At 66.6% G+C, this 18,998-nt stretch carries 17 protein-coding genes and 1 tRNA gene; 10 read left to right on the forward strand and 8 right to left on the reverse strand.

Translation table 11 applies throughout. From position 1 onward, the window contains the following. Window positions 1–99: 99 nt before the first annotated feature. Together JCQ34_RS08765 and nrfD are read left to right on the forward strand one after the other, a co-directional pair. Entirely contained in the window at window positions 100–1,107 is a 1,008-nt protein-coding gene (locus JCQ34_RS08765) for a 4Fe-4S dicluster domain-containing protein (protein ID WP_286403829.1), read from the forward strand. Continuing rightward, complete coding sequence (gene nrfD, locus JCQ34_RS08770; protein ID WP_286403832.1) at window positions 1,104–2,192, forward strand: NrfD/PsrC family molybdoenzyme membrane anchor subunit; 1,089 nt, start codon at window positions 1,104–1,106, stop codon at window positions 2,190–2,192. The genes JCQ34_RS08765 and nrfD overlap by 4 nt, the downstream gene beginning before the upstream one ends. 12 nt (window positions 2,193–2,204) lie before the next feature. Here the strand turns inward: nrfD and selD are convergent, their stop codons facing one another. Then, window positions 2,205–3,230, reverse strand: a complete 1,026-nt coding sequence (selD, locus tag JCQ34_RS08775) for a selenide, water dikinase SelD (RefSeq protein ID WP_286403834.1) — start codon at window positions 3,228–3,230, stop codon at window positions 2,205–2,207. A 44-nt stretch (window positions 3,231–3,274) separates the two neighbouring features. Here selD and JCQ34_RS08780 point away from each other — a divergent pair. The 3 genes from JCQ34_RS08780 to selB all read left to right on the forward strand — a co-directional run bounded on the left by JCQ34_RS08780 (window position 3,275) and on the right by selB (window position 6,537). Further along, a tRNA-Sec gene (locus tag JCQ34_RS08780) sits at window positions 3,275–3,369 on the forward strand. 36 nt (window positions 3,370–3,405) lie between these two features. Continuing rightward, window positions 3,406–4,737, forward strand: a complete 1,332-nt coding sequence (selA, locus tag JCQ34_RS08785; RefSeq protein WP_286403836.1) for an L-seryl-tRNA(Sec) selenium transferase — start codon at window positions 3,406–3,408, stop codon at window positions 4,735–4,737. A 3-nt stretch (window positions 4,738–4,740) separates the two neighbouring features. Continuing rightward, complete coding sequence (gene selB, locus JCQ34_RS08790) at window positions 4,741–6,537, forward strand: selenocysteine-specific translation elongation factor (protein ID WP_286403837.1); 1,797 nt, start codon at window positions 4,741–4,743, stop codon at window positions 6,535–6,537. A gap of 33 nt (window positions 6,538–6,570) precedes the next feature. Here the strand turns inward: selB and JCQ34_RS08795 are convergent, their stop codons facing one another. Then, window positions 6,571–7,086: an AAA family ATPase gene (locus JCQ34_RS08795; protein ID WP_286403840.1), complete on the reverse strand. Its 516-nt coding sequence runs from the start codon at window positions 7,084–7,086 to the stop codon at window positions 6,571–6,573. Window positions 7,087–7,171: 85 nt separating this feature from the next. On the opposite strand from JCQ34_RS08795, the gene JCQ34_RS08800 reads away from it, so the two are divergent. The 3 genes from JCQ34_RS08800 to JCQ34_RS08810 all read left to right on the forward strand — a co-directional run bounded on the left by JCQ34_RS08800 (window position 7,172) and on the right by JCQ34_RS08810 (window position 9,595). Then, complete coding sequence (locus tag JCQ34_RS08800; RefSeq protein WP_286403843.1) at window positions 7,172–7,759, forward strand: hypothetical protein; 588 nt, start codon at window positions 7,172–7,174, stop codon at window positions 7,757–7,759. Between the two features lie 11 nt (window positions 7,760–7,770). Continuing rightward, window positions 7,771–8,805, forward strand: coding sequence for a zinc-dependent alcohol dehydrogenase family protein (locus JCQ34_RS08805; RefSeq protein ID WP_286403846.1), 1,035 nt, complete (start codon window positions 7,771–7,773; stop codon window positions 8,803–8,805). A 196-nt stretch (window positions 8,806–9,001) separates the two neighbouring features. Next, complete coding sequence (locus JCQ34_RS08810) at window positions 9,002–9,595, forward strand: lytic transglycosylase domain-containing protein (RefSeq protein ID WP_350310814.1); 594 nt, start codon at window positions 9,002–9,004, stop codon at window positions 9,593–9,595. A gap of 41 nt (window positions 9,596–9,636) precedes the next feature. Here the strand turns inward: JCQ34_RS08810 and JCQ34_RS08815 are convergent, their stop codons facing one another. The 3 genes from JCQ34_RS08815 to JCQ34_RS08825 form a co-directional block, all read right to left on the reverse strand. After that, a complete protein-coding gene (locus tag JCQ34_RS08815; RefSeq protein WP_286403849.1) occupies window positions 9,637–10,803 on the reverse strand; it encodes a cytochrome P450 in 1,167 nt (388 codons plus the stop codon). Between the two features lie 59 nt (window positions 10,804–10,862). Next, window positions 10,863–11,813, reverse strand: a complete 951-nt coding sequence (locus JCQ34_RS08820) for a CPBP family intramembrane glutamic endopeptidase (RefSeq protein ID WP_286403850.1) — start codon at window positions 11,811–11,813, stop codon at window positions 10,863–10,865. 173 nt (window positions 11,814–11,986) lie between these two features. Next, window positions 11,987–14,062 (reverse strand): acyltransferase family protein, encoded by a 2,076-nt coding sequence (locus JCQ34_RS08825; protein WP_286403852.1) that lies wholly within the window; start codon window positions 14,060–14,062, stop codon window positions 11,987–11,989. 227 nt (window positions 14,063–14,289) lie between these two features. Here JCQ34_RS08825 and JCQ34_RS08830 point away from each other — a divergent pair, with 227 nt between their 5' ends. Beyond that, complete coding sequence (locus tag JCQ34_RS08830) at window positions 14,290–15,183, forward strand: SMP-30/gluconolactonase/LRE family protein (RefSeq protein ID WP_286403855.1); 894 nt, start codon at window positions 14,290–14,292, stop codon at window positions 15,181–15,183. A gap of 13 nt (window positions 15,184–15,196) precedes the next feature. After that, window positions 15,197–16,228, forward strand: coding sequence for an aldo/keto reductase (locus JCQ34_RS08835; RefSeq protein WP_286403858.1), 1,032 nt, complete (start codon window positions 15,197–15,199; stop codon window positions 16,226–16,228). Window positions 16,229–16,261: 33 nt separating this feature from the next. Here the strand turns inward: JCQ34_RS08835 and JCQ34_RS08840 are convergent, their stop codons facing one another. The 3 genes from JCQ34_RS08840 to JCQ34_RS08850 form a co-directional block, all read right to left on the reverse strand. Next, entirely contained in the window at window positions 16,262–16,504 is a 243-nt protein-coding gene (locus JCQ34_RS08840; RefSeq protein ID WP_286403859.1) for a hypothetical protein, read from the reverse strand. Between the two features lie 18 nt (window positions 16,505–16,522). Next, entirely contained in the window at window positions 16,523–17,956 is a 1,434-nt protein-coding gene (locus JCQ34_RS08845; protein ID WP_286403862.1) for a flotillin family protein, read from the reverse strand. A 245-nt stretch (window positions 17,957–18,201) separates the two neighbouring features. After that, a complete protein-coding gene (locus JCQ34_RS08850; RefSeq protein ID WP_286403864.1) occupies window positions 18,202–18,990 on the reverse strand; it encodes an IclR family transcriptional regulator in 789 nt (262 codons plus the stop codon). Window positions 18,991–18,998: the final 8 nt, after the last annotated feature.

Genomic DNA, 18,998 nt, shown 5'->3' on the forward strand with positions numbered 1-18,998 from the left:
AGCCCGCTTCCCACCGCTTCAGTTGAAGCACACATTGCCCCGCCCGGAACGCCGCCTGCCGGTGGCGTTCCGGGCACCGACCCGACGACGGAGGACTAGATGGGCCAGCTGTCCGGACCGACCGACCCCACCGCCGATGCCCATTGGGAGCACAATCATCCGCGCAAGGGGTTCTTCACCGACACCTCGATCTGCATTGGCTGCAAGGCCTGTGAAGTTGCCTGCAAGGAGTGGAACCACAACCCGCAGGACGGAAACCTGGAACTGCTCGGGTCCTCCTACGACAACACCGGATCGCTGGGTGCCAGCACCTGGCGGCATGTCGCCTTCATCGAACAGGGCCAGGAACGGATTGTTGAGGCGCGGGAATCAGGCCGCGCCCTGGTCAGCCTGGGCATGCCCCGCATTGGTCCTCCGGCCGCGGCAGCGCCGGTCACGGACTTGGCGGACGCTGATACCACCCCGCCGGACACCGCTGACTTCCGGTGGCTGATGTCCTCGGATGTCTGCAAGCACTGCACCCACGCCGGCTGCCTTGACGTCTGTCCCACTGGCGCACTGTTCCGCACCGAGTTCGGCACTGTCGTGGTCCAGGATGACGTCTGCAATGGCTGCGGAACCTGCGTGGCCGGCTGCCCCTTCGGCGTGATCGAGCGCCGCAGCAACGGCACGGTCAAGGTTGCCAGCAGCAGGGAAGAACAGCACGCCAAGCATCCCGCCGTCCCCAACGAGGGCATCGCCCAGAAGTGCACGCTGTGCTACGACCGGCTGGTTGATGACCAGACGCCTGCATGCGCCAAGGCATGCCCGACGACGTCCATCAAGTTCGGCGACCACGATGACATGGTGGACACGGCCCGGGAACGGGTGGCCACCCTGCATGCGCAGGGCATGACCGAGGCAAGGCTTTACGGGGCGAACGAAAACGACGGCGTCGGCGGAACCGGATCAGTCTTCCTGCTGCTCGACGAACCCGAAGTGTACGGTCTTCCGCCGGACCCCCGGGTTCCCACCGCAGACTTGCCGAAGATGTACCGCCGGGCCGGAATGGCCGTGGCGGGCATGGCCGCGGCCGCTGCGCTGGCCTTCCTGGGAGGACGGGCGTGACCCTCTCAGAGTTCGACAGCTTCCGTCCCTCAGAGCCTGCCCGCCGCCGGCAGGGCGGCAAGCGCGGCACCGGCCGCCGCCGGGACAATGGTGACGGCTCGCGGGAAATGCCCATGGTGCCGGAGCCCGAGTTCACCTCGTACTACGGCCGTCCGGTGGTCAAACCGGCTCCATGGGGCGACGACGTGGCCATCTACCTCTTTCTGGGCGGGGTGGCAGGTGGATCGGCCCTCCTCGGTCTTGGCGGTCAGCTGACCGGCCGGCCAATCCTTCGCCGCAACGCCCGGCTGGGCGCCTTGACGGCAGTAAGCGCCGGCGCCGTTGCCCTGGTGAAGGACCTGGGCAGGCCGGAGCGTTTCCTGCACATGCTGCGGACCTTCAAGGTGACGTCGCCCATGAGTGTTGGCTCGTGGATCCTCAGCGCCTTCAGCGCGGGCACGGCCGTGACGGCGGTGGCGGAAATCGACCGGATGACGGGAAGCCGGCTTCCGCTGGGTCCGTTGCGGAAGGTCCTGCATGCAGTTGAAGGCACGGCAGGGGTCGAAGCGGCGGTCTTCGCAGGGCCACTGGCCGCGTACACGGCTGTCCTGCTTGGCGACACCGCCACCCCGACGTGGAACGCCGCGCATGAGGAACTGCCATTCGTCTTCGTCAGTTCGGCATGCCTCGCTTCTGCCGGCCTCGCCATGGTCACCACACCCATCCACGAGACAGGGCCCGCCCGGAAACTTGCTGTGCTCGGTGTCCTGGGCGACGTCGCTGCCATGAAGGTGATGGAGCACCGGATGGATCCGGTGGCCGCGGAGCCCCTGCACCAGGGCAAGGCGGGCACCATGCTGAAGTGGAGCGAGCGGTTGGCGTTGGCCGGCGGCCTGGGGACACTGTTCGCAGGACGCAACCGCGTGGTTGCGGCAGTTTCAGGATTGGCGTTGCTGTCCGCTTCGGCACTGACCCGCTTCGGCGTGTTCGAAGCTGGCCTCGCCTCTGCCAGGGATCCGCGGTACACCATCGAACCCCAGAAGAACCGGCTCGCTGCCCGCCGTGCTGCCGGGGTGACCGGGGACGCGATCACCACCGCCAGCTGAGGGGGCAGCGGGTCAGCGGACCTCGATGCCCCGCCCAGCGGTGGTGTGGCCGATCACGGGGTAGCCCGGCAGCTCGCCGACCACCAGCAGGCCGCCTGAGGTCTGGGCGTCGGCCAGAAGCAGCAGGTCGTCTTCGGTGACACCCGCGGCTGAGCCCAGGTGCGGCCGCACCCAATCGAGGTTGCGCCGGGTCCCGCCGGAGACGAAACCGTCGCGGAGGGCCTCCCGCGCGCCCTCGATCAGCGGAACGGCCTTCAGATCGATCACGGCGCCCACTTCCGAAGCGCGGACCATCTTGTAAAGGTGCCCCAGCAGCCCAAAACCCGTCACGTCGGTGGCCGCCCGGACGCCGGCGGCAACCGCGGCGTCGGCTGCGTCCCGGTTGAGGGCCGCCATGGTCTCCAGCGCTTCAGCGAATACCTCACCGGTCTGTTTGTGCCGGTTGTTGAGAAGTCCGACGCCGAGTGGTTTGGTGAGCGTGATCGGCAGCCCGGGCTGCGCGGCGTCGTTGCGGAGCAGCCGGTCGGGGTGGGCGACGCCAGTAACGGCCATGCCGTACTTCGGCTCAGGATCGTCAATGGAGTGGCCGCCGAGCACCGGGCAGCCCGCCTGGGATGCCACGCTCAGCCCCCCGCGGAGGACTTCGGTCATCAATTCCATCGGCAGGACACCGCGGGGCCACCCGACAAGGTTGATCGCCGTGACTGGCTTGCCACCCATCGCGTAGATGTCCGAGAGGGCATTGGCGGCCGCAATCCTGCCCCAGTCGAAGGCATCGTTGACCACGGGAGTAAAAAAGTCAGCGGTGGTAAGGACGGCCAGATCATCGCGGACCAGGACCGCCGCGGCGTCGTCGCCGCTGTCCAGGCCGACCAGGACCTCCGCGCCCGGCTGGCCGATCAGGCCACGGACCGCATCCTCGAGTTCACCGGGCGGAATTTTGCAGGCGCAGCCCCCACCGTGGGCATAGTCGGTGAGCCGGAGCGCACCGGCAACACCATCATCAACTTGCTGGACTGATGTCTGAGCCTCATTCACCCGCCAAGCGTACCCCTCCAGTTAACCCTGCTATATTGAGGCGCGGTGGCGTCCGGGTCCTGGTGGGCCCCCCGGTCTTCAAAACCGGTGAGGCTGAGCATCTCGGCCTGGCGGGTTCGATTCCCGTCCGCCACCGCCAAACTACCGGCGTGATTGCCGCGAAAAGAGGAGGGCTGTGGACCAGGTCGATCCCCGGCGGCTGATTCCCCGCACGAACGACCTGCTGGCGCTGCCGGCCGTCCGCGAGGCCCGGACGCGGCTGAATGAGCGCGTCGTCCGCGAACTCGTCCGGAAGGTCCAGGAGCAGGCCCGCCGCGGTGAGCTGGCTCCCGGCAAGGTGGAACCCGCCCTGCTGGCCGCCGTCGCTTCATTGAAAGCAACAACCCTTCGCCCGGTGCTGAACGCAACCGGTGTCATCGTGCACACGAACCTCGGCCGTGCCCCCCTTTCCGCAGCCGCGGTGGAAGCCCTTGTCGCTGCCAGCGGCTACGTTGACGTGGAGCTGGACCTGGCAGACGGCAGCCGCTCCCGCCGCGGTGCCGGCGCCCGGGCTGCCCTCCTCGCTGCCTGTCCTGCGGCCGAGGACGCCCTGGTAGTTAACAACGGGGCGGCTGCACTGGTGTTGGCCACCACAGCCCTGGCCGCCGGCCGGGAGGTAGTTGTGAGCCGAGGAGAACTCGTCGAGATCGGCGCAGGCTTTCGACTGACCGATTTGATGGAGTCGACGGGCGCGGTGCTTCGCGAGGTGGGCACCACCAACCGGACCCACCTGCACGACTACGCGGGCGCCCTCGGGCCGGACACAGGCTGCGTCCTCAAGGTGCATCCGAGCAATTTCCGCGTGGACGGCTTCACGTCCGCAGTTTCGATTGACGAACTGAGCCGGCTGACTGCCGCAAATGGGATCCCGCTTGTGGCTGACCTGGGCAGTGGGCTGCTGGCTCCCGATCCCTACCTGCCCGACGAGCCGGATGTTGCCTCCGCCTTAGCGGGCGGTGCGGACGTCGTCATTGCCAGCGGTGACAAACTGCTGGGCGGGCCCCAGGCCGGCTTGCTGCTGGGCCGCAAGGAGATCATCACCAGGCTGGCCCGGCACCCGCTCGCCCGTGCGGTCCGGGCGGACAAGCTTGCCCTGGCCGCCTTGGAGGCGACGGTCGCCGGTGGGCCGCCGCCGGTGGTCGAGGCGCTGCACGCCGACGTCGAACAGTTGCGGCGCCGTACTGACAGGCTCGCCGAAGCCCTCGGGGTACCCGTGGAGGCCCATGACGGACGGGTGGGCGGCGGCGGTGCCCCCGGCTTTCCGCTGCCGGGGTGGGCGCTCCGGCTGCCCGAGGGAATTGCGGGACGCTTGCGCACCGGCCACCCTGCCGTGCTGCCGCGCGTCCACGATGGCGCCTGCCTGATCGACCTGCGGTGTGTGCCGCCCGCCGACGACGATCGGATTCTTGACGCCGTACGCCAGGCATTGGCAACCCTCGACGTGGCAGACGCAGGCAGGGCGGGCTGAACCGTGCACGTCGTTGCCACTGCCGGACATGTCGATTCCGGGAAAAGTACCCTGGTCCGCGCCCTGACCGGCATGGAACCGGACCGCTGGGAGGAAGAGCGGCGCCGCGGGCTGACGATCGACCTCGGCTATGCGTGGACAACGTTGCCGTCCGGCCAGGACGTTGCCTTCGTTGACGTTCCCGGCCACGAACGCTTCCTTGGCAACATGCTTGCCGGCATCGGACCCGCGCCTGTGGTCTGCTTCGTCGTGGCCGCGGACGAGGGCTGGCAGGCCCAGTCAAGCGACCATCGCGATGCGGTCGCCGCGCTCGGAATTGAACACGGCGTTGTCGTGCTCAGCCGCGCGGACCGGGCATCCGGGCAGCGGGTCGCCGACGTGCTGTCGCGGACCCGCACGGAGCTGGCAGGGACCGGGCTGCGGGATGCTCCAGCCATCGCCGTGTCGGCCATCGACGGCACCGGCTTGGCTGAGTTGCGTGCAGCGCTCGACGGCGTCCTTGCCCGGGTGCCTGCCCCCACCACCACCGGGAGGGTCCGGCTGTGGGTGGACCGGTCATTCACGATCACCGGTTCCGGGACGGTGGTCACCGGAACACTGGCTGCGGGCACACTCGCCCAGGGTGACCGGTTGGAACTGCTCGGCCACTCAGGGTCCCGGCCTGTGGCGGTCCGCGGCCTGCAGAGCCGCGACACCTCATACCCGTCGGTGGAGCCGGTCAGCCGGGTGGCGTTGAACCTGCGCGATGTAGCCGCAACGGACATCCGGCGCGGGGATGCGCTGGTTACCCCTGGCGCCTGGCCCACCACCGGCGTCGTAGGCATCCACCGCACTACCGGCGTGGCCTATACCGAGGTGCCCGAGCAAATCATGGTTCATGTCGGCACGGCGTCCGTGCCGGCGCGCCTGCGTCCCTTCGGGGCCGACCACGCCCGGCTGGTCCTCGACAGGCCCTTGCCCCTGGTTCTCGGGGACCGGCTGGTGCTGCGCGACCCCGGCAGCCGCTCGGTCCTGGGTGGGGCGCGCATTCTCGACGCCGACCCACCGGAGCTGCGGCGGCGCGGTGACGGCGCGCATTGGGCTGAACGGCTTTCGGGCATGGACCCCGCAGGAGACATTCTGGGGGAAGTGGCAGCCCGCGGAGCCGTCCAGGTGGATCATCTCCGCAAGCTTGGGCTGCTGCCCGGGCACGGCACGGAAGCCCCTCAGGGCGTGCGGGTTTTCGGTGACTGGTGGGTGCATGCCCCTGTCCTGGAGGCATGGCAGCACCGGCTCCGCACTGCGGTCGAGGCGCTGCAGGAGAAGGACCCCTTGGTCCCGGGCCTTTCCATGGGTGCGGCGCGGGACCTGCTCAGGTTGCCTGAGGAGAGGCTGCTTTCCCATCTGATCCGCGGGGCGGAGCTGGAGCAGGAGGGTGGCCACATCCGGTTGCCGGGCAGCCAGGACAACCTTGGTCCCATCGAGCTGGCAATCGTCCAGTTGGAGCGCAGGCTCAGCGCGGCCGCGTTCCACGCCCCGGAAGCCGACGAGCTGGCTGCCTTGGGCCTCGGCGCACGGGAACTGGCCGCCGCAGAACGCACGGGACGGTTGCTGCGTCTTCGCGATGGGGTGGTGCTGCTTCCCACGGCGCCGGCACTCGCGATGCGCACGCTTGCCGGCCTGGCCCAGCCCTTCACCACCAGCCAGGCACGACAGGCGCTGGACACCACACGCCGGATTGCGGTTCCACTGCTGGAGCACCTCGATTCGCGCGGCTGGACCAAACGGATTGATGCCGGTCACCGCACAGTGGTGCGCTGACCGGGCTGTCAGGCAGCAGGTCTGGAAAGACGACTAGGCCGGCTCGGTTGACTGGACGCGCCGCAGGATGTCGTCCACCACGCGTGCGAGCGGCGCGGTGGCGTCGATAGCGATGCCGCCAGATGGGATTTCTTCCCGTGTTTGGTACAGGTGCTCAATCAGGTCCCGTTCTGTTCGCCGTCCTCCCCATTCGTCCTCCGGGCGCTGGTCAAGCCGTCGCTTCAACGTTTCCAGGTCCACCTCGAGGACGAAGACGCCATCGAAGAGATCGATGAACTTGACGAGATTCCGCGAGCCGCCGCAGAAGAAGGTCAACGCTTCCCGCTGGTCTGCGGCCAACGCCCTGACCTTGTCCACTCTCCAGAGGTGGTGCCGGTGAACGGCGACTCCGGTGATGCCCCCGACCGGCTCGCCGGTTTCCGGGTTACCTTGATAGGCGAGTTCGCGGTCGCCGTTGATGGCCTCATAGCCCCGCCGCCGCAGTTCATTGCAGACTGCAGTCTTGCCGGTTCCAGAGCCGCCTTCGATCAGGTAGTTCTTCCTGCCCATGCCTGATGGTACCGATCATGGCCAGGGGCAGTTCTCCCCGTGTCCCTTTCGGGCAGTTGGGCCGGGGGCTGCCTAAGCTGTGGTCATGACAATGCCACCACACGTTTCCGCAACACCGATGAAGTCCCTGTTGTACTGGCGGAAGAGCAAGATCAACGGAGCCAAGACGGTGCCCGTCATAGTCAGCATGGATCCGTCAGGGATGTTCCGCATGGTGGATGCCGCGGGCGTGAGCGTGCTCTCCTTGCCTGTGCAGCAGGCGTCATTCCGGTTCACCAGCATGGGAACGATGGTGGTGACAGCCCAGGGCCGTACGTATGACGTGCTGGGCGTGGGGGCGTCAATGTCGCCGGACCCGTCGCCCGAGCAGAAGGCGGAGATGAAGGCGGCTGTCGCCGACTACAAGGACCGCACAGCCCTCAACCGTGCCGGTTCCGCCGGTGCTGCAATGAGCGGCGCAGGGGGATTGGGCGGTGTTGCAGGCGTCGCCGGCAGTGCCTTGATGATGTTCTCCTACTACGAGGGGCTGGAAACCATCAAGGCCTGGCAGGCGGTCCTTCCGCAAACAGGCGCTCCGGTCCAGACGAGTGCAATGAAGGCCGGCCTTTACATGATGCTGGGTCTCGTAGTGGCCATCATCATCGGCATCATTGTTGCCATCAACGTGCTCTAGGCTGGGGATCCATGCGTGCAATCGTCATGGACCGGATCGCCGGTCCCCTGTCTGTCCAACAAGTGCCTGTACCTGAGCTGCCGTCAGGCGGTGTCCTGGTCACCGTCACCGCCACCGGCCTCTGCCGCAGCGACTGGCACGCCTGGGCCGGCCACGACGACATAGCGTTGCCGCATGTCCCGGGCCATGAGTTCGCGGGCGTCATCACCGCCGTCGGTGAAGGGGTGACCAAGTGGGCCGTCGGCGACAGGGTCACGGCGCCCTTCGTTGAGGGCTGCGGGGCATGCGAGTGGTGCCGCGGGGGTAACGCGCAGGTCTGCCCCGAACAGCAGCAACCCGGCTTCACCCACTGGGGCTCCTTTGCCGAGCAAGTGGTCATCCACGCCGCAGACACGAATCTCGTCGCCATCCCGGCAGGAGTCAGTTTCGAGGCTGCGGCAAGCCTGGGCTGCCGTTTTGCCACCGCATACCGTGCACTCACCGGCAGGGCAGGCCTTGCCCGCGGCGAGTGGGTCACCATCGTTGGAGCCGGCGGGGTGGGCCTCAGCGCCGTCATGATTGCGAAGGCGCTCGGCGGCAAGGTGGTTGCTGTGGACCGGAACCCGGGTGCCCTTAAGGTGGCGGCATCCCTCGGAGCCGATCACATCCTGGTCGCCGACGGTTCGGACGTCCCCTCCCAAGTGCAGGCCATCACTGGTGGAAGCCACGTCTCCATTGACGCCGTAGGCAGTGAGCAGACATGCGCTGACGCGCTCCTTAGCCTTCGCCGCCGTGGCCGGCATGTCCAAATCGGGCTCCTCCCGCCGGTGGAAGGCCATCCCCGCGTACCAATGGCGCGTGTTATTGCCTGGGAACTGGATGTCTTCGGCAGCCACGGCATGGCAGCGGTGGATTACCCTGGCATGCTCGCCCTGATCGCATCGGGGGCACTGGAGCCACAGAAACTCATCGAGCGGATCATCGGCTTGGAGGAGGCCGCCGGGATGCTGCCACGTTTCGACACAGCGAACGTCGCCGGCATGACAATGATCGATCCCACCCTGTGACGCTTCCGGCCCGCGGATTGGGTGGTTTGATTAGTCAGTGCTCCGAGTAAGACGCTTTGTAGTTTTCAGCCTGTTCGTGGCCTGCGCCAGCGCGGTTTTCTCATTTTGGATCATCGGGCAGCCCGGGGCGGAAGCCCGGGTGGCGTTTTCACCACCGCCGCGGGCGGCGGTGACCCTTGAAACCGGGGCTGGCGGCATGACCACCGCCGTGGACGTGACACGCAGTCCCGACGCCGAATGGCTTCGAGGGGCTTCCCACGGCACCGGAATCCCTGCCCGTGCCCTGCGGGCCTATGTTGCTGCTGCCATCACGGCCAATGACTCCACGCCGCACTGCGGAATCGGCTGGAATACGCTGGCCGCCATCGGCTTCGTTGAATCAGGCCACGGAACCTATGGTGGCGGCAGCCTGGACGCGTCGGGCCAGGCCAGCGGGCCGATCGTGGGCCCGAGCCTCAACGGGTCAGGTTTCGCCGCCATCCCCGACACCGACGCCGGTGCCCTGGACGGTGACGCCAACTGGGACCACGCGGTGGGTCCCATGCAATTCATTCCCTCCACCTGGCGACTTGCAGGAATGGACGGGAACGGGGACGGAACAGCGGACCCGTTCAATATCGACGATGCAGCCCTCAGCGCGGCCACGTATCTATGCGGCCACGGCCGGGACCTAACGACCTCGCAGGGGTGGCGGGATGCCATCTACGCCTACAACCAGTCCGACGCCTATATCCGCAAGGTGGGTGCGCAGGCCACTGCCTACGCCACGAAAACGGGTACCGCAGAGTAATCCACGACTGGCAGTCGATAACTGCCAGTGCCTCCCTGCGGTCAGGCCTGCCAGGTGATGGGAACTGCCTTCAGCCCGTAGACGATGGTGCTTTCCATGCGCTCCAGGTGGGCTCCGGGAGCCACGGACAGCCCGGGCAGGCGGGCGAGCAGCGCCTCCAGCGCGATCCTGGCCTCGAGCCGGGCCAGTGGTGCGCCCAAGCAAAAATGGATGCCGTGGCCGAACGCCACATGCCGGTTCGGGCTGCGGTCGACGTCGAACTCGGCCGCCCGCTCAAACTGCCGCTCGTCGCGGTTGGCCGAGCCGATCCACGCCACGATCGGTGCCCCGGCCGGTATGCGTTCGCCGCCCACCTCGGTCTCCGCTACGCTCACCCGGTACATCGACTGGACAGGGGAGCGGAAGCGCAAAACCTCTTCGAGGGTCTGGGGCAACAAGGCAGGCTCCTTCAGGAGACGGTCAAGGGTGCCGGGCGATTCGGACAGGCACAGAACGGCGTTGCCGATCAGGTTGGTAGTGGTCTCGTTGCCCGCGACCAGCAGCAAAGCGCAGAAACCCAGCAGTTCAGGCACCGAGAGTTTCTGGCCTTGAATCTCGGCGGACAGCAGGCTGCTGATCATGTCCTCACCCGGCCGGCTCCTGCGCTGGTCGATCAGGTCCAGGAAGTACTCGACCATCTCGGATGTGGTGGTGTCCTGGCTGCCGCTGCCCGGACCGGTGCGTGTTTGGCTGACAATGGTGTCCGACCAGTGCTTGAAGCGCTCACGGTCCTGCGCCGGAATGCCCATCAATTCGGAGATCACGATGACCGGCAACGGGTAGGCCAAATCCTGGATCAGGTCCGCGCTGCCGCCGCGCGCCACCATTCCGTCCACCAGTTCGTTCGCGAGCGCGGAGATGCGTGGGGCCAGGGCGTCGACTGCTTTGGGCGTGAAAGCCTGGGTGACCAGGGACCGCAGCTGCCGGTGCCGCGGGGGATCAGCCGTGATCAGGCTTGACGCGAACAACTGGCCTGAACCCGATGGCGCGTCGCCGCCCATCCGTGAGGAAAACGTCGCGTGCTCGGACAGCACCCGCTGGACATCGTCGTACCGGAACACATGCCAGCTCCCGGATTGCTCATCGTGGAAGACCGGCGCGGCCGCCCGCATGCGTTCATAGTGGGGAAAAGGATCCAGCGGGTATTGCGTGGACTGGGTGGCGTCCATGGTGGCCTCCCTGACTGACCGTAGAACCTCGATCCTAACCAAAGCCTGCCCCCGGGTCATTAGTCCCGCCGTCGTAAGCTATGACGCTTCACTTTGGAATTCCTGGACTTCCGCACTCCAGCCAAACCAAGCCGCCGCTCATGCCTCGCGGCGAACCACACGGCGGCCACCATCAGGCCCAAGACGTCCACGAACCCCAGGATCGCTTCCCACGGCATTTGGATGGACCCTCCCCGCAGGTTGTTGTAAAAGGAGCCGAGGGGGACCAGCAGCGGCCAGAGGACGATGAGGTTCCGGGCGGCGCTGAAGGCAACCGCGTAGACCACTCCGAGGCCGAAAAGGAAGAGCATCTCCGACCAGGCCATGCCGTAGCCGACGTGGTACGCGGCGTACAGGGCGGCGGCGCCGGCCACACCCGGGATCGGGCCGAAGCTGGCTTCCAGGCGCGCCTGGACGAAGCCCCTGAAGAAAACTGCCTCGAAGAACCCGACGGTGATGGCGAGGGCCGCCAGGGGCACCCAGTCGACGGGGCGCGGAAGCGGGTACCCCCAAAGGGTGATGACGAACTGCACCGATGCGAGGACGAGTCCCAAGGCAAACGCCTGGCCCAGGTTTCTGCGGCTGATTCCCAACGCGGCCAGGGACCTCCGCCGGATCCACGTGTTGTATCCGATGGGACCGAGGACACCGAGGAGCATGCCGGCAGCGAACGACAGGAACAGCCCCAGCGTGTTTCCCTGCGTGAAGACCCTGAACGCCAGCCAAAAAAGGGCCACGACGCCCACGTAGAGCGCCGCTACGGCGCCGACGTCAGGCCAGTCAGGATGTCCGGCCCAGCGGGGCCGCGACATGGGCACAATGAGCGCCAAAACCAGGGCGGCAACGGGAACGCCGAAACCGTAGACTGCGGGGTTCCCGAGGGACAGCAGCAGTATCGCGCCGACGAGGAACACGGGCCAGGCAATCCGTGGCAAAGCCCGGGCGGTTCCACCCAGCTTCGTATCCGACATGACACCCACCTCCAGGTAACGGCGGACTGCATGCATCAAGTCTTTCGTTGGCCAAGCCCGGACTATAGGGGCGAAGGGCCCAGCCGGGCTTGAACACAGGTCCCGCACCGCGCCAAGCCACCACCCGGGTCAGCGGCCAGCCCCTGCGGCTGCGGCGCGCTTCCCTTGCGCCCCTAGCCCAGGCCCAGGGCGACGGCCAGCTCCGGCCCCAGTGACTTCGCGAAGGTGTTCGTCATGTGGTTGTCCCGGTAGACCAAAACATTGCCGATGACGGCAGGGCAAACGCCGTCCCGGCAAAACAGCTTCGACAGGTTGACAACGTCGACGCCGTCGATCCGGCCGGCTGCCGACACAAGCGCGTCCTCACCGTCAGAAAGGGCCTCCGAAGCGGGTGTGGCACAGGCGCCGCCGTCGGCGTGCTTCTGAACGCACTCAACCGGGTTGCCCTGGGGATATGGCAGGTCGGCGACGACGGAGACGCGCAGCCCGGCAGCGCGCAGGCGGGAAAGGGACTGGACATAACCATCCAGCAGCGGGGCATCGGGCCCCCAGGACCATCCAAGTGCCTTGCGGTACCCCGCTTCACGCATTCCCGCAACCAGGACAAGGTCCGGTTTTGCTGCCGCGATCTTCTCCGCCGTCACAGCGTTCTGCGCGGAGCAGTTGGTGTAGACGGTGGCGGCAGACCGCGGCGGCGTCAGCGTAAACGGGCAGCCGTTGCGCACCATGGCGTGGATCCTGAGCGGGATCTTCCGTGAGACGGCGATGAGCGGGTCCACAAACTGGCCGGCATGGGAATCCCCGACAACCATCACAACCGGGGCACCTTGCTGTCCGGTGGACCCGAACCAGCAATCCGTGTCGGGCACCAGGGCGGGGTCGTACACCCCGCAGGCCCCGGCGCTTGTGGCAGGCACGTCCTGCATGGCAACAGAGGGATCAGGACGGATGGGCAGGCCGGCAGGGACCGGCGCGGGCCGGGCAGACCACGCCTGCGCGCCGGGGTAATCGTGGTCGGACAGCTCGGTGGACAACTGCGCGCGCTTGAACTCGATCACCTGCCAGGGCGCCCACGCCGCCACAGACACCACCATCGCCACGCAAAGCGCCATCGCGTAGACCTGTCGGTAGGCGCGCCAGCCGGCGGGCCCCGAGTGGTGCCGGAAGCGCTGCTCCACAAGGTGGTAGGAGGCGGCGGCGAGGGCAAGGCTCACGACGGCGAGGATAAGTGCTTCCCTGATGCGCGGTGTGCGGCCCAACAGCGCCACAGCGAAAACGATGACGGGCCAGTGCCACAGGTACAGGGAATACGACACGTCTCCGACGAACGTCATAGGCCGGATGCCAAGGACCCTTGACGCGGACCAGGGAACGGCCGTTGACAGGGTGCCCGTACGCAGCAGGATGGCGGTGCCGAGCACTGGAATGGCGGCGATGCTGCCGGGGAAGGCCATGTCGGTGCTGAAGAGGAAGGCCGGCACGATAATGGCGGAGACGCCCAGCCACCCGCTGAGCGCGGAAAGACGGGCGGAGCCCTTCAGCATGGTTGGGAGAAGGGCCGCGAGGCCGCCGACGGCGAGTTCCCAGATTCTGGTGGTGGTGGCAAAGTACGCCATGGTGTGCTCATGGCCGCTTAGGTAAATGCTGTAAATGAACGACGCCAGGGCAGTCACGGACAGGGCCGGCACGATGAACCGGCCGGCTTTTTGCCCGGCAGCGCGGGCCGCGGCGATCAGGCCAAGGAAAAAGAACGGGATGACGAGGTAAAACTGCTCCTCGACGGCGAGTGACCAGAAGTGCTGCAGGGGAGATACTTCCTGCGTCGCCCCCGCATAGGTGGCAGCAGAAAGTGCCTGGTGCCAGTTTTGTACCTGGAGCAGCGAGAACAGGACATCGGAGGAGATGTTCTGCCAGCGGCTTGGGGCAAGCAGCAGGACAGTGCCGGCCAGGACAGCGGCCAGAACAACTGCCGACGCCGGGAACAGCCTCCGGATGCGCCGGGCGTAGAAGTCGAGGACGGAGATGGACGCCTTCTTCGCGGCTTCCCTTGCAAGTGAGCCAATGATGAGGAAACCCGAGACGACGAAGAACACGTCGACTCCTACGAAACCGCCCGGCAAGGCTTCCGGGCGGAGATGGTATATCACCACGATCCCCACGGCCAGCGCGCGAAGGCCCTGGATGTCGGGCCTGGGGCCATGGCTGTTCCGGGTGTGTGTCCGGCGGCCCTTAACCGCGGCGTGCCTCATTGCTTCCCCTCCATACAAAACGCTGTCAACCTCCGCCCTGCATGGGGAATCGGGGCGGGTGGGGCCCGCCGACAGCCGATTGTATCCGAAGACCATATCCTGCAGGATCCGGCGCGGGAACGCCGTCGTTGTAATCGCTGGCGCTAGGGTGGTGCCTGTGCCGGCGCCGGAGGGCCCGTCCTGTCCGGGCACGCCACGGCCGACCCCTGGACCGCAAAGGAGCTCCAATGGTTAACGACTTCACCACCGGCCCGCTTGAATGCCTTTACACGGGCTCCGTGTGGGCCGAGGGACCTCTGTGGGTGCCGTCGTCGCAGACCGTGCGCTGGAGCGATATCCCGAATGACCGCATCCTTGAGTTCAACCCTGACTCCGGGACTACCCGCGAATACGCCGTGGGCGTCGAATACACCAACGGCCGCACCCTCGACGCCGATGGCAGCGTGGTGCAGTGCAGCCACGGCCGGCGCCGGGTGGAGCGGGACAGCGGAGGGACAGTAACCGCGCTGGTGGACTCATTCGAGGGCCGGCGGCTGAACTCACCCAACGATGTGGTGGTGGCCCGCGACTCCAGCATCTGGTTCACGGACCCGCCGTACGGCATTCTGCCGGGGACAAGGGAAGGCCACGAGGGCGAGCAGGAGTACGGCGGCTGCAACGTCTTCCGCTTTGAGCCGGCCACCGGAAAACTCACTGCCGTCATTCCGGACCTGGTGCACCCCAACGGGCTGGCCTTCTCGCCTGACGAGTCGGTCCTCTACGTCGCGGACACCGCCGGCCGCCGCTACGGCGTGCCCCTGCGGATCGCCACCTACACCGTGCGCCAGGGCCACTGCGGTCCCCGGACAGGCATGTTGGAGCTGGAAGACGGCTACCCGGCCGACGGTTTGAGGGTGGACGTCAAGGGCAGGATCTGGACCTCGGCCGGACCCACGGTCCGCATCTATTCGCCGTCCTTCGACCTCCTGCACACCATCGCCGTGCCGGAAACTGTGTCCAACCTGTGCTTCGGCGGTCCCGACGGGCAGGACCTCTACCTCACGGCAACCACCAGCCTGTACCGGATCCGCACCACCACCACGGACGCGGCCGCCCGCACCTTTCCGCCCAACCCCAACTGATCGCGAGGAACCCATGCAGTACCGAACCCTAGGACACAGCGGCACTATCGTCACCAACTACGCGCTGGGCACCATGACCTTCGGCGCAGAGGCGACGGAGGAAACCTCCCATGCCATCCTGGACAGCTACTTCGAGGCCGGCGGCAACTTCATTGACACCGCGGACGTGTACAGCGCCGGCGTGTCCGAAGAAATCATCGGCCGGTGGCTGGCCAAACGGCCCGAAGCCAGGGACAGCGCCGTGGTCGCCACCAAGGGGCGCTTCCCCATGGGGACGGCACCGAACGACGTCGGGACGTCCCGCCGGCGCCTTACGCGCGCCCTGGACAACTCCCTCCGCCGCCTGGGCGTGGAACAGATTGATCTTTACCAGATGCACGCTTGGGACCCGATCACTCCGCTGGAGGAGACGCTCCGTTTCCTGGACGATGCGGTGGCAAGCGGCAAGATCGCCTACTACGGTTTCTCCAACTTCCTGGGCTGGCAGCTCACCAAGGCCGTCCACGCGGCCCGCAGCCAGGGCTGGAATCCGCCCGTGAGCCTGCAGCCGCAGTACAGCCTGCTGGTCCGGGACATCGAGTTCGAAATCGTTCCGGCCGCGCTCGACGCCGGAGTTGGCCTGCTGCCTTGGTCGCCGCTGGGCGGCGGCTGGCTGTCCGGAAAGTACAAGAAGGACCAGCGCCCGTCCGGTGCAACCCGGCTCGGCGAAAACCCGGAACGCGGCATGGAGGCCTGGAAGGCGCGCAACGAGAACCCTCGGACCTGGGCCGTTCTCGACGCCGTTGCGGAGATTGCTTCTGCCCACGGCGTGAGCCATTCCCAGGTGGCGCTGGCTTGGCTGGCGGACCGGCCTGCAGTGACCTCCGTGATCCTGGGAGCCCGCACCACGGAGCAGCTGGCTGACAACCTGGCCGCCGCCGAACTGGAACTCACCGCCGACGAAGTCTCCCGGCTCACGCAGGCCAGCCGGCCCGAAACCGGCGTCTACCCCTACGGGCCCATGGCCCAGGAGCAGCGCAGCCGCAAGATGGAGGGCGGCCGGTAGTACCTCCGGAACAGCCCGGGGAAGTGCGTCAGGCTACTCCGTGTGCTTGAGCACGTCCGGCAGTTCGTCCACGTACACCGTTTGCGGCGGGTCGAAGTAGATCACCAGCACTTCATCACCCACCGGGAAGTCTCTGGCTTTGTCGAACGGGTGGGCATGAAAGGCCATGATGCCGCCAAGATAGGGCAGCATGACTTCGCCGATGGTGTCCGGGCCAATTCGCCCGGTCACCCGGCCGATCTTTCCGGTCAGGCTTCGGTCAACGTTCTTGCGCATCCAGGTCCCTTATGCCCTCTAGGAGCCCTGTGCCCTGGCCGGGTGCTTGGCGTCTTCACCCTTGCGCAGAGCGGACGCGAGGGCGGGGAGGTAGTCGCCTGCCTGGGCCAGGATTCCGCCCAGCATCTGGTTGACGCCCTCTCCGCCGTTCAGGACGGTCATGTTGCCCACGTGGGAGAAAGGCTCGGCCGCCGCGGCGATGATGGCTGGCATGTTCTCGGCAAGCTGCTGGGATATGACTGCGTCCTGGTTGGTGCCCAAGGCTTCGGCGCGGGCCTTGATGCCGTCCGCCTCGGCGAGTGCCTTGGCCTTGATCGCGGAGGCAGCGGCGTCACCCTTGGCCCTGGTTGCCGTGGCTTCGGCCTCGCCGGTGACCTTGGTGGCCCCGGCCGTGGCAGCGGCTGCGGTGGCGTTGGCCTGGGCCAGCAGCTCCGTCCGCCGCGCGTTGGCCTGGGCTTCCAGTTCGGTACGGCGGGCCAGTGCCTCCGCGGCGCTGATGTCCGCAGCCTTCTTGCCCTCCGCTTCGGTCCGGGTGGCATAGGCCTTGGCATCCGCCGGCTTCCTGACGATGGTCTGGAGCTTCTGCTCCTCCCGGTCTGCCTCGAGTTTGGCCACCTCCGTTTCCTGGACTACCACTTGCTGCCTTGCCGTCGCTTCGGCCAGCGGCCCGGCCTGGGAGGCGTTGGCCCTGGCGCGCTCGGCGTTGGCCTGCGCCACGGATTGCCTGATTGCGGAAGCGCTCTGTGCGTCCGCGATCAACGCTGCCGCCTCCGCTTCTTTTTCCGCCGCTTCCCGGTTCCGGGTGGCCTCCGCGATCCGGGCCTCCATCTTCACCTGGGCGATATGCGGCTTGGCGATGTTCTGGATGTAGCCCGTTGGGTCCTGGAGGTCCTTGATCTGCAGGGAGTCCACCACCAGGCCCAGTTTCTCCATCTCCACCCCGCTGGCGCTGCGCACTTGGGAAGCGAGCTTGTCCCGTTCGCGGATGATCTCCTCTACGGTCATGCTGCCGATGATGGAGCGCAGGTGTCCCTCGAAGACGTTATATACCTGGCTTTCCATTTTTGGCTGCTGGCCCAGGAAACGGCGGGCGGCATTGGCGATAAAGGGCGGGGCATCACCGATTTTGTAAATGACCACACCCTCCACAATGACCTGGATGCCCTGGGAAGTAACGCAGGAAACCTTGAGTTCGGTTTCATTCAATGTCAGTGACAGAGGCCGCACCGTCTGGAGGCCGGGCAGGACCAGGGCGCCTTTGCCGGTGACGATCTTGAAGTCCATTCCTTCCCGGGTTTCCAGTGTTCCGCGGGTCAGCCCGGAGATGATGAGGGCCTCATTGGGCTCAGCCACTTTCCACATCAGTTTTGTGGCCACCCAGATAAAGGCGATGGCAAAGAGAACCGCCAAAATAGTGGCAATAAGCGGGAAGAACGGTGCAAAGTCCGGCATAACCAGATCCTTTCAATGCCGTGAATGGGCATCACGGTATAGCCCCAACAATTGCAGCCGTCCTTTACCGCACCGCTGAAGTGCCCTCGATTCAGGCGTTTCCGGCCAGCTGTTGTAGACAGTCTGATTGGGGCCCGCCCCGGAGTCCAGAGTTGGGCGGACATTTGCCTGCGGCAACGGAAAAACGCTTACGACGGCGGCAACCCGTCTTCCGTCGCCGGGTCCGGCCTCCGGGGCAGGACCAGTCAGGAAGGGAGGTTTTTCTCCAGGTAGCCGAGGGCTGCGCTGGCCGCCCTGGCGGCCTCCGCCACCGCCGGACCCAGCCGCCCGACGTCGTCCGGGCCAACGCGCTGGGTGGGAAACCCGACGCCCAGGACCGCAGCGAGGCGCCCGGCGTGGTTGAAGACCGGAGCGCTGATGGAGCCTACGTCGGAGTTCCGCTCGCCGAAGGCCGCATAGTAGCCAACGGCTTTCGCATTGCTGACCTGGCTGTCGAGTTTCTCCCACGTATCCGGCGTCGCCGGCGTATAACTCGTCAGTTCCGCGTCCTCGAGGGCCCGGCGGGCTTCGGGATCGAAGGCAAGGAAGATCTTTCCCGGAGCCCCGGCATGCATGGGCATGACTTGCCCCACGAGGAAGGGCCGCATCACCACGTGACGGGTCTCGGCCACGGCAACCACTGTACGGAAGGGGCCGTCCCGCATATACAGGCAAGCGGTCTCTCCGGTCCGGTCACGCAGTTCCTGCAGGAAGGGATGGACCAGGCGGACCACATCGAGGCCGAAGGTTCCCGGGGTGGCCCACTGGACCAGGCGCAGTCCGATCCGGTAGCGGTCTCCGTCGCGGTCAAGGAACCCTTCCCGCACCATGTTCTGCACCAGTCGCTGGCAGGTACTTGACGGCAGTCCCGTCTCCCGGACGATCTGCTGGAGGGTTGGTTCCGGAAATTCAATGGAAAAGCAGTTCAAAATCTCGCTGACTTTGCGCAGCACCAGGAGGGGCTGCGCGGATCCGCTGCTTCGCTCTGACGCCAACGTCTATA

It is taken from the genome of Pseudarthrobacter defluvii, from assembly GCF_030323865.1.
Lineage (GTDB): Bacteria > Actinomycetota > Actinomycetes > Actinomycetales > Micrococcaceae > Arthrobacter > Arthrobacter sedimenti.

What these genes read in the sequence shown, in the direction of transcription:
- JCQ34_RS08825 (WP_286403852.1), bottom strand. Translation starts at nt 14,062, where the DNA reads ATGAGGCACGCCGCGGTTAAGGGCCGCCGGACACACACCCGGAACAGC.
- JCQ34_RS08765 (WP_286403829.1), top strand. Translation starts at nt 100, where the DNA reads ATGGGCCAGCTGTCCGGACCGACCGACCCCACCGCCGATGCCCATTGG.
- JCQ34_RS08835 (WP_286403858.1), top strand. Translation starts at nt 15,197, where the DNA reads ATGCAGTACCGAACCCTAGGACACAGCGGCACTATCGTCACCAACTAC.
- JCQ34_RS08820 (WP_286403850.1), bottom strand. Translation starts at nt 11,813, where the DNA reads ATGTCGGATACGAAGCTGGGTGGAACCGCCCGGGCTTTGCCACGGATT.
- JCQ34_RS08840 (WP_286403859.1), bottom strand. Translation starts at nt 16,504, where the DNA reads ATGCGCAAGAACGTTGACCGAAGCCTGACCGGAAAGATCGGCCGGGTG.
- JCQ34_RS08800 (WP_286403843.1), top strand. Translation starts at nt 7,172, where the DNA reads ATGACAATGCCACCACACGTTTCCGCAACACCGATGAAGTCCCTGTTG.
- JCQ34_RS08845 (WP_286403862.1), bottom strand. Translation starts at nt 17,956, where the DNA reads ATGCCGGACTTTGCACCGTTCTTCCCGCTTATTGCCACTATTTTGGCG.
- JCQ34_RS08795 (WP_286403840.1), bottom strand. Translation starts at nt 7,086, where the DNA reads ATGGGCAGGAAGAACTACCTGATCGAAGGCGGCTCTGGAACCGGCAAG.
- JCQ34_RS08805 (WP_286403846.1), top strand. Translation starts at nt 7,771, where the DNA reads ATGCGTGCAATCGTCATGGACCGGATCGCCGGTCCCCTGTCTGTCCAA.
- JCQ34_RS08830 (WP_286403855.1), top strand. Translation starts at nt 14,290, where the DNA reads ATGGTTAACGACTTCACCACCGGCCCGCTTGAATGCCTTTACACGGGC.
- JCQ34_RS08810 (WP_350310814.1), top strand. Translation starts at nt 9,002, where the DNA reads ATGACCACCGCCGTGGACGTGACACGCAGTCCCGACGCCGAATGGCTT.
- JCQ34_RS08815 (WP_286403849.1), bottom strand. Translation starts at nt 10,803, where the DNA reads ATGGACGCCACCCAGTCCACGCAATACCCGCTGGATCCTTTTCCCCAC.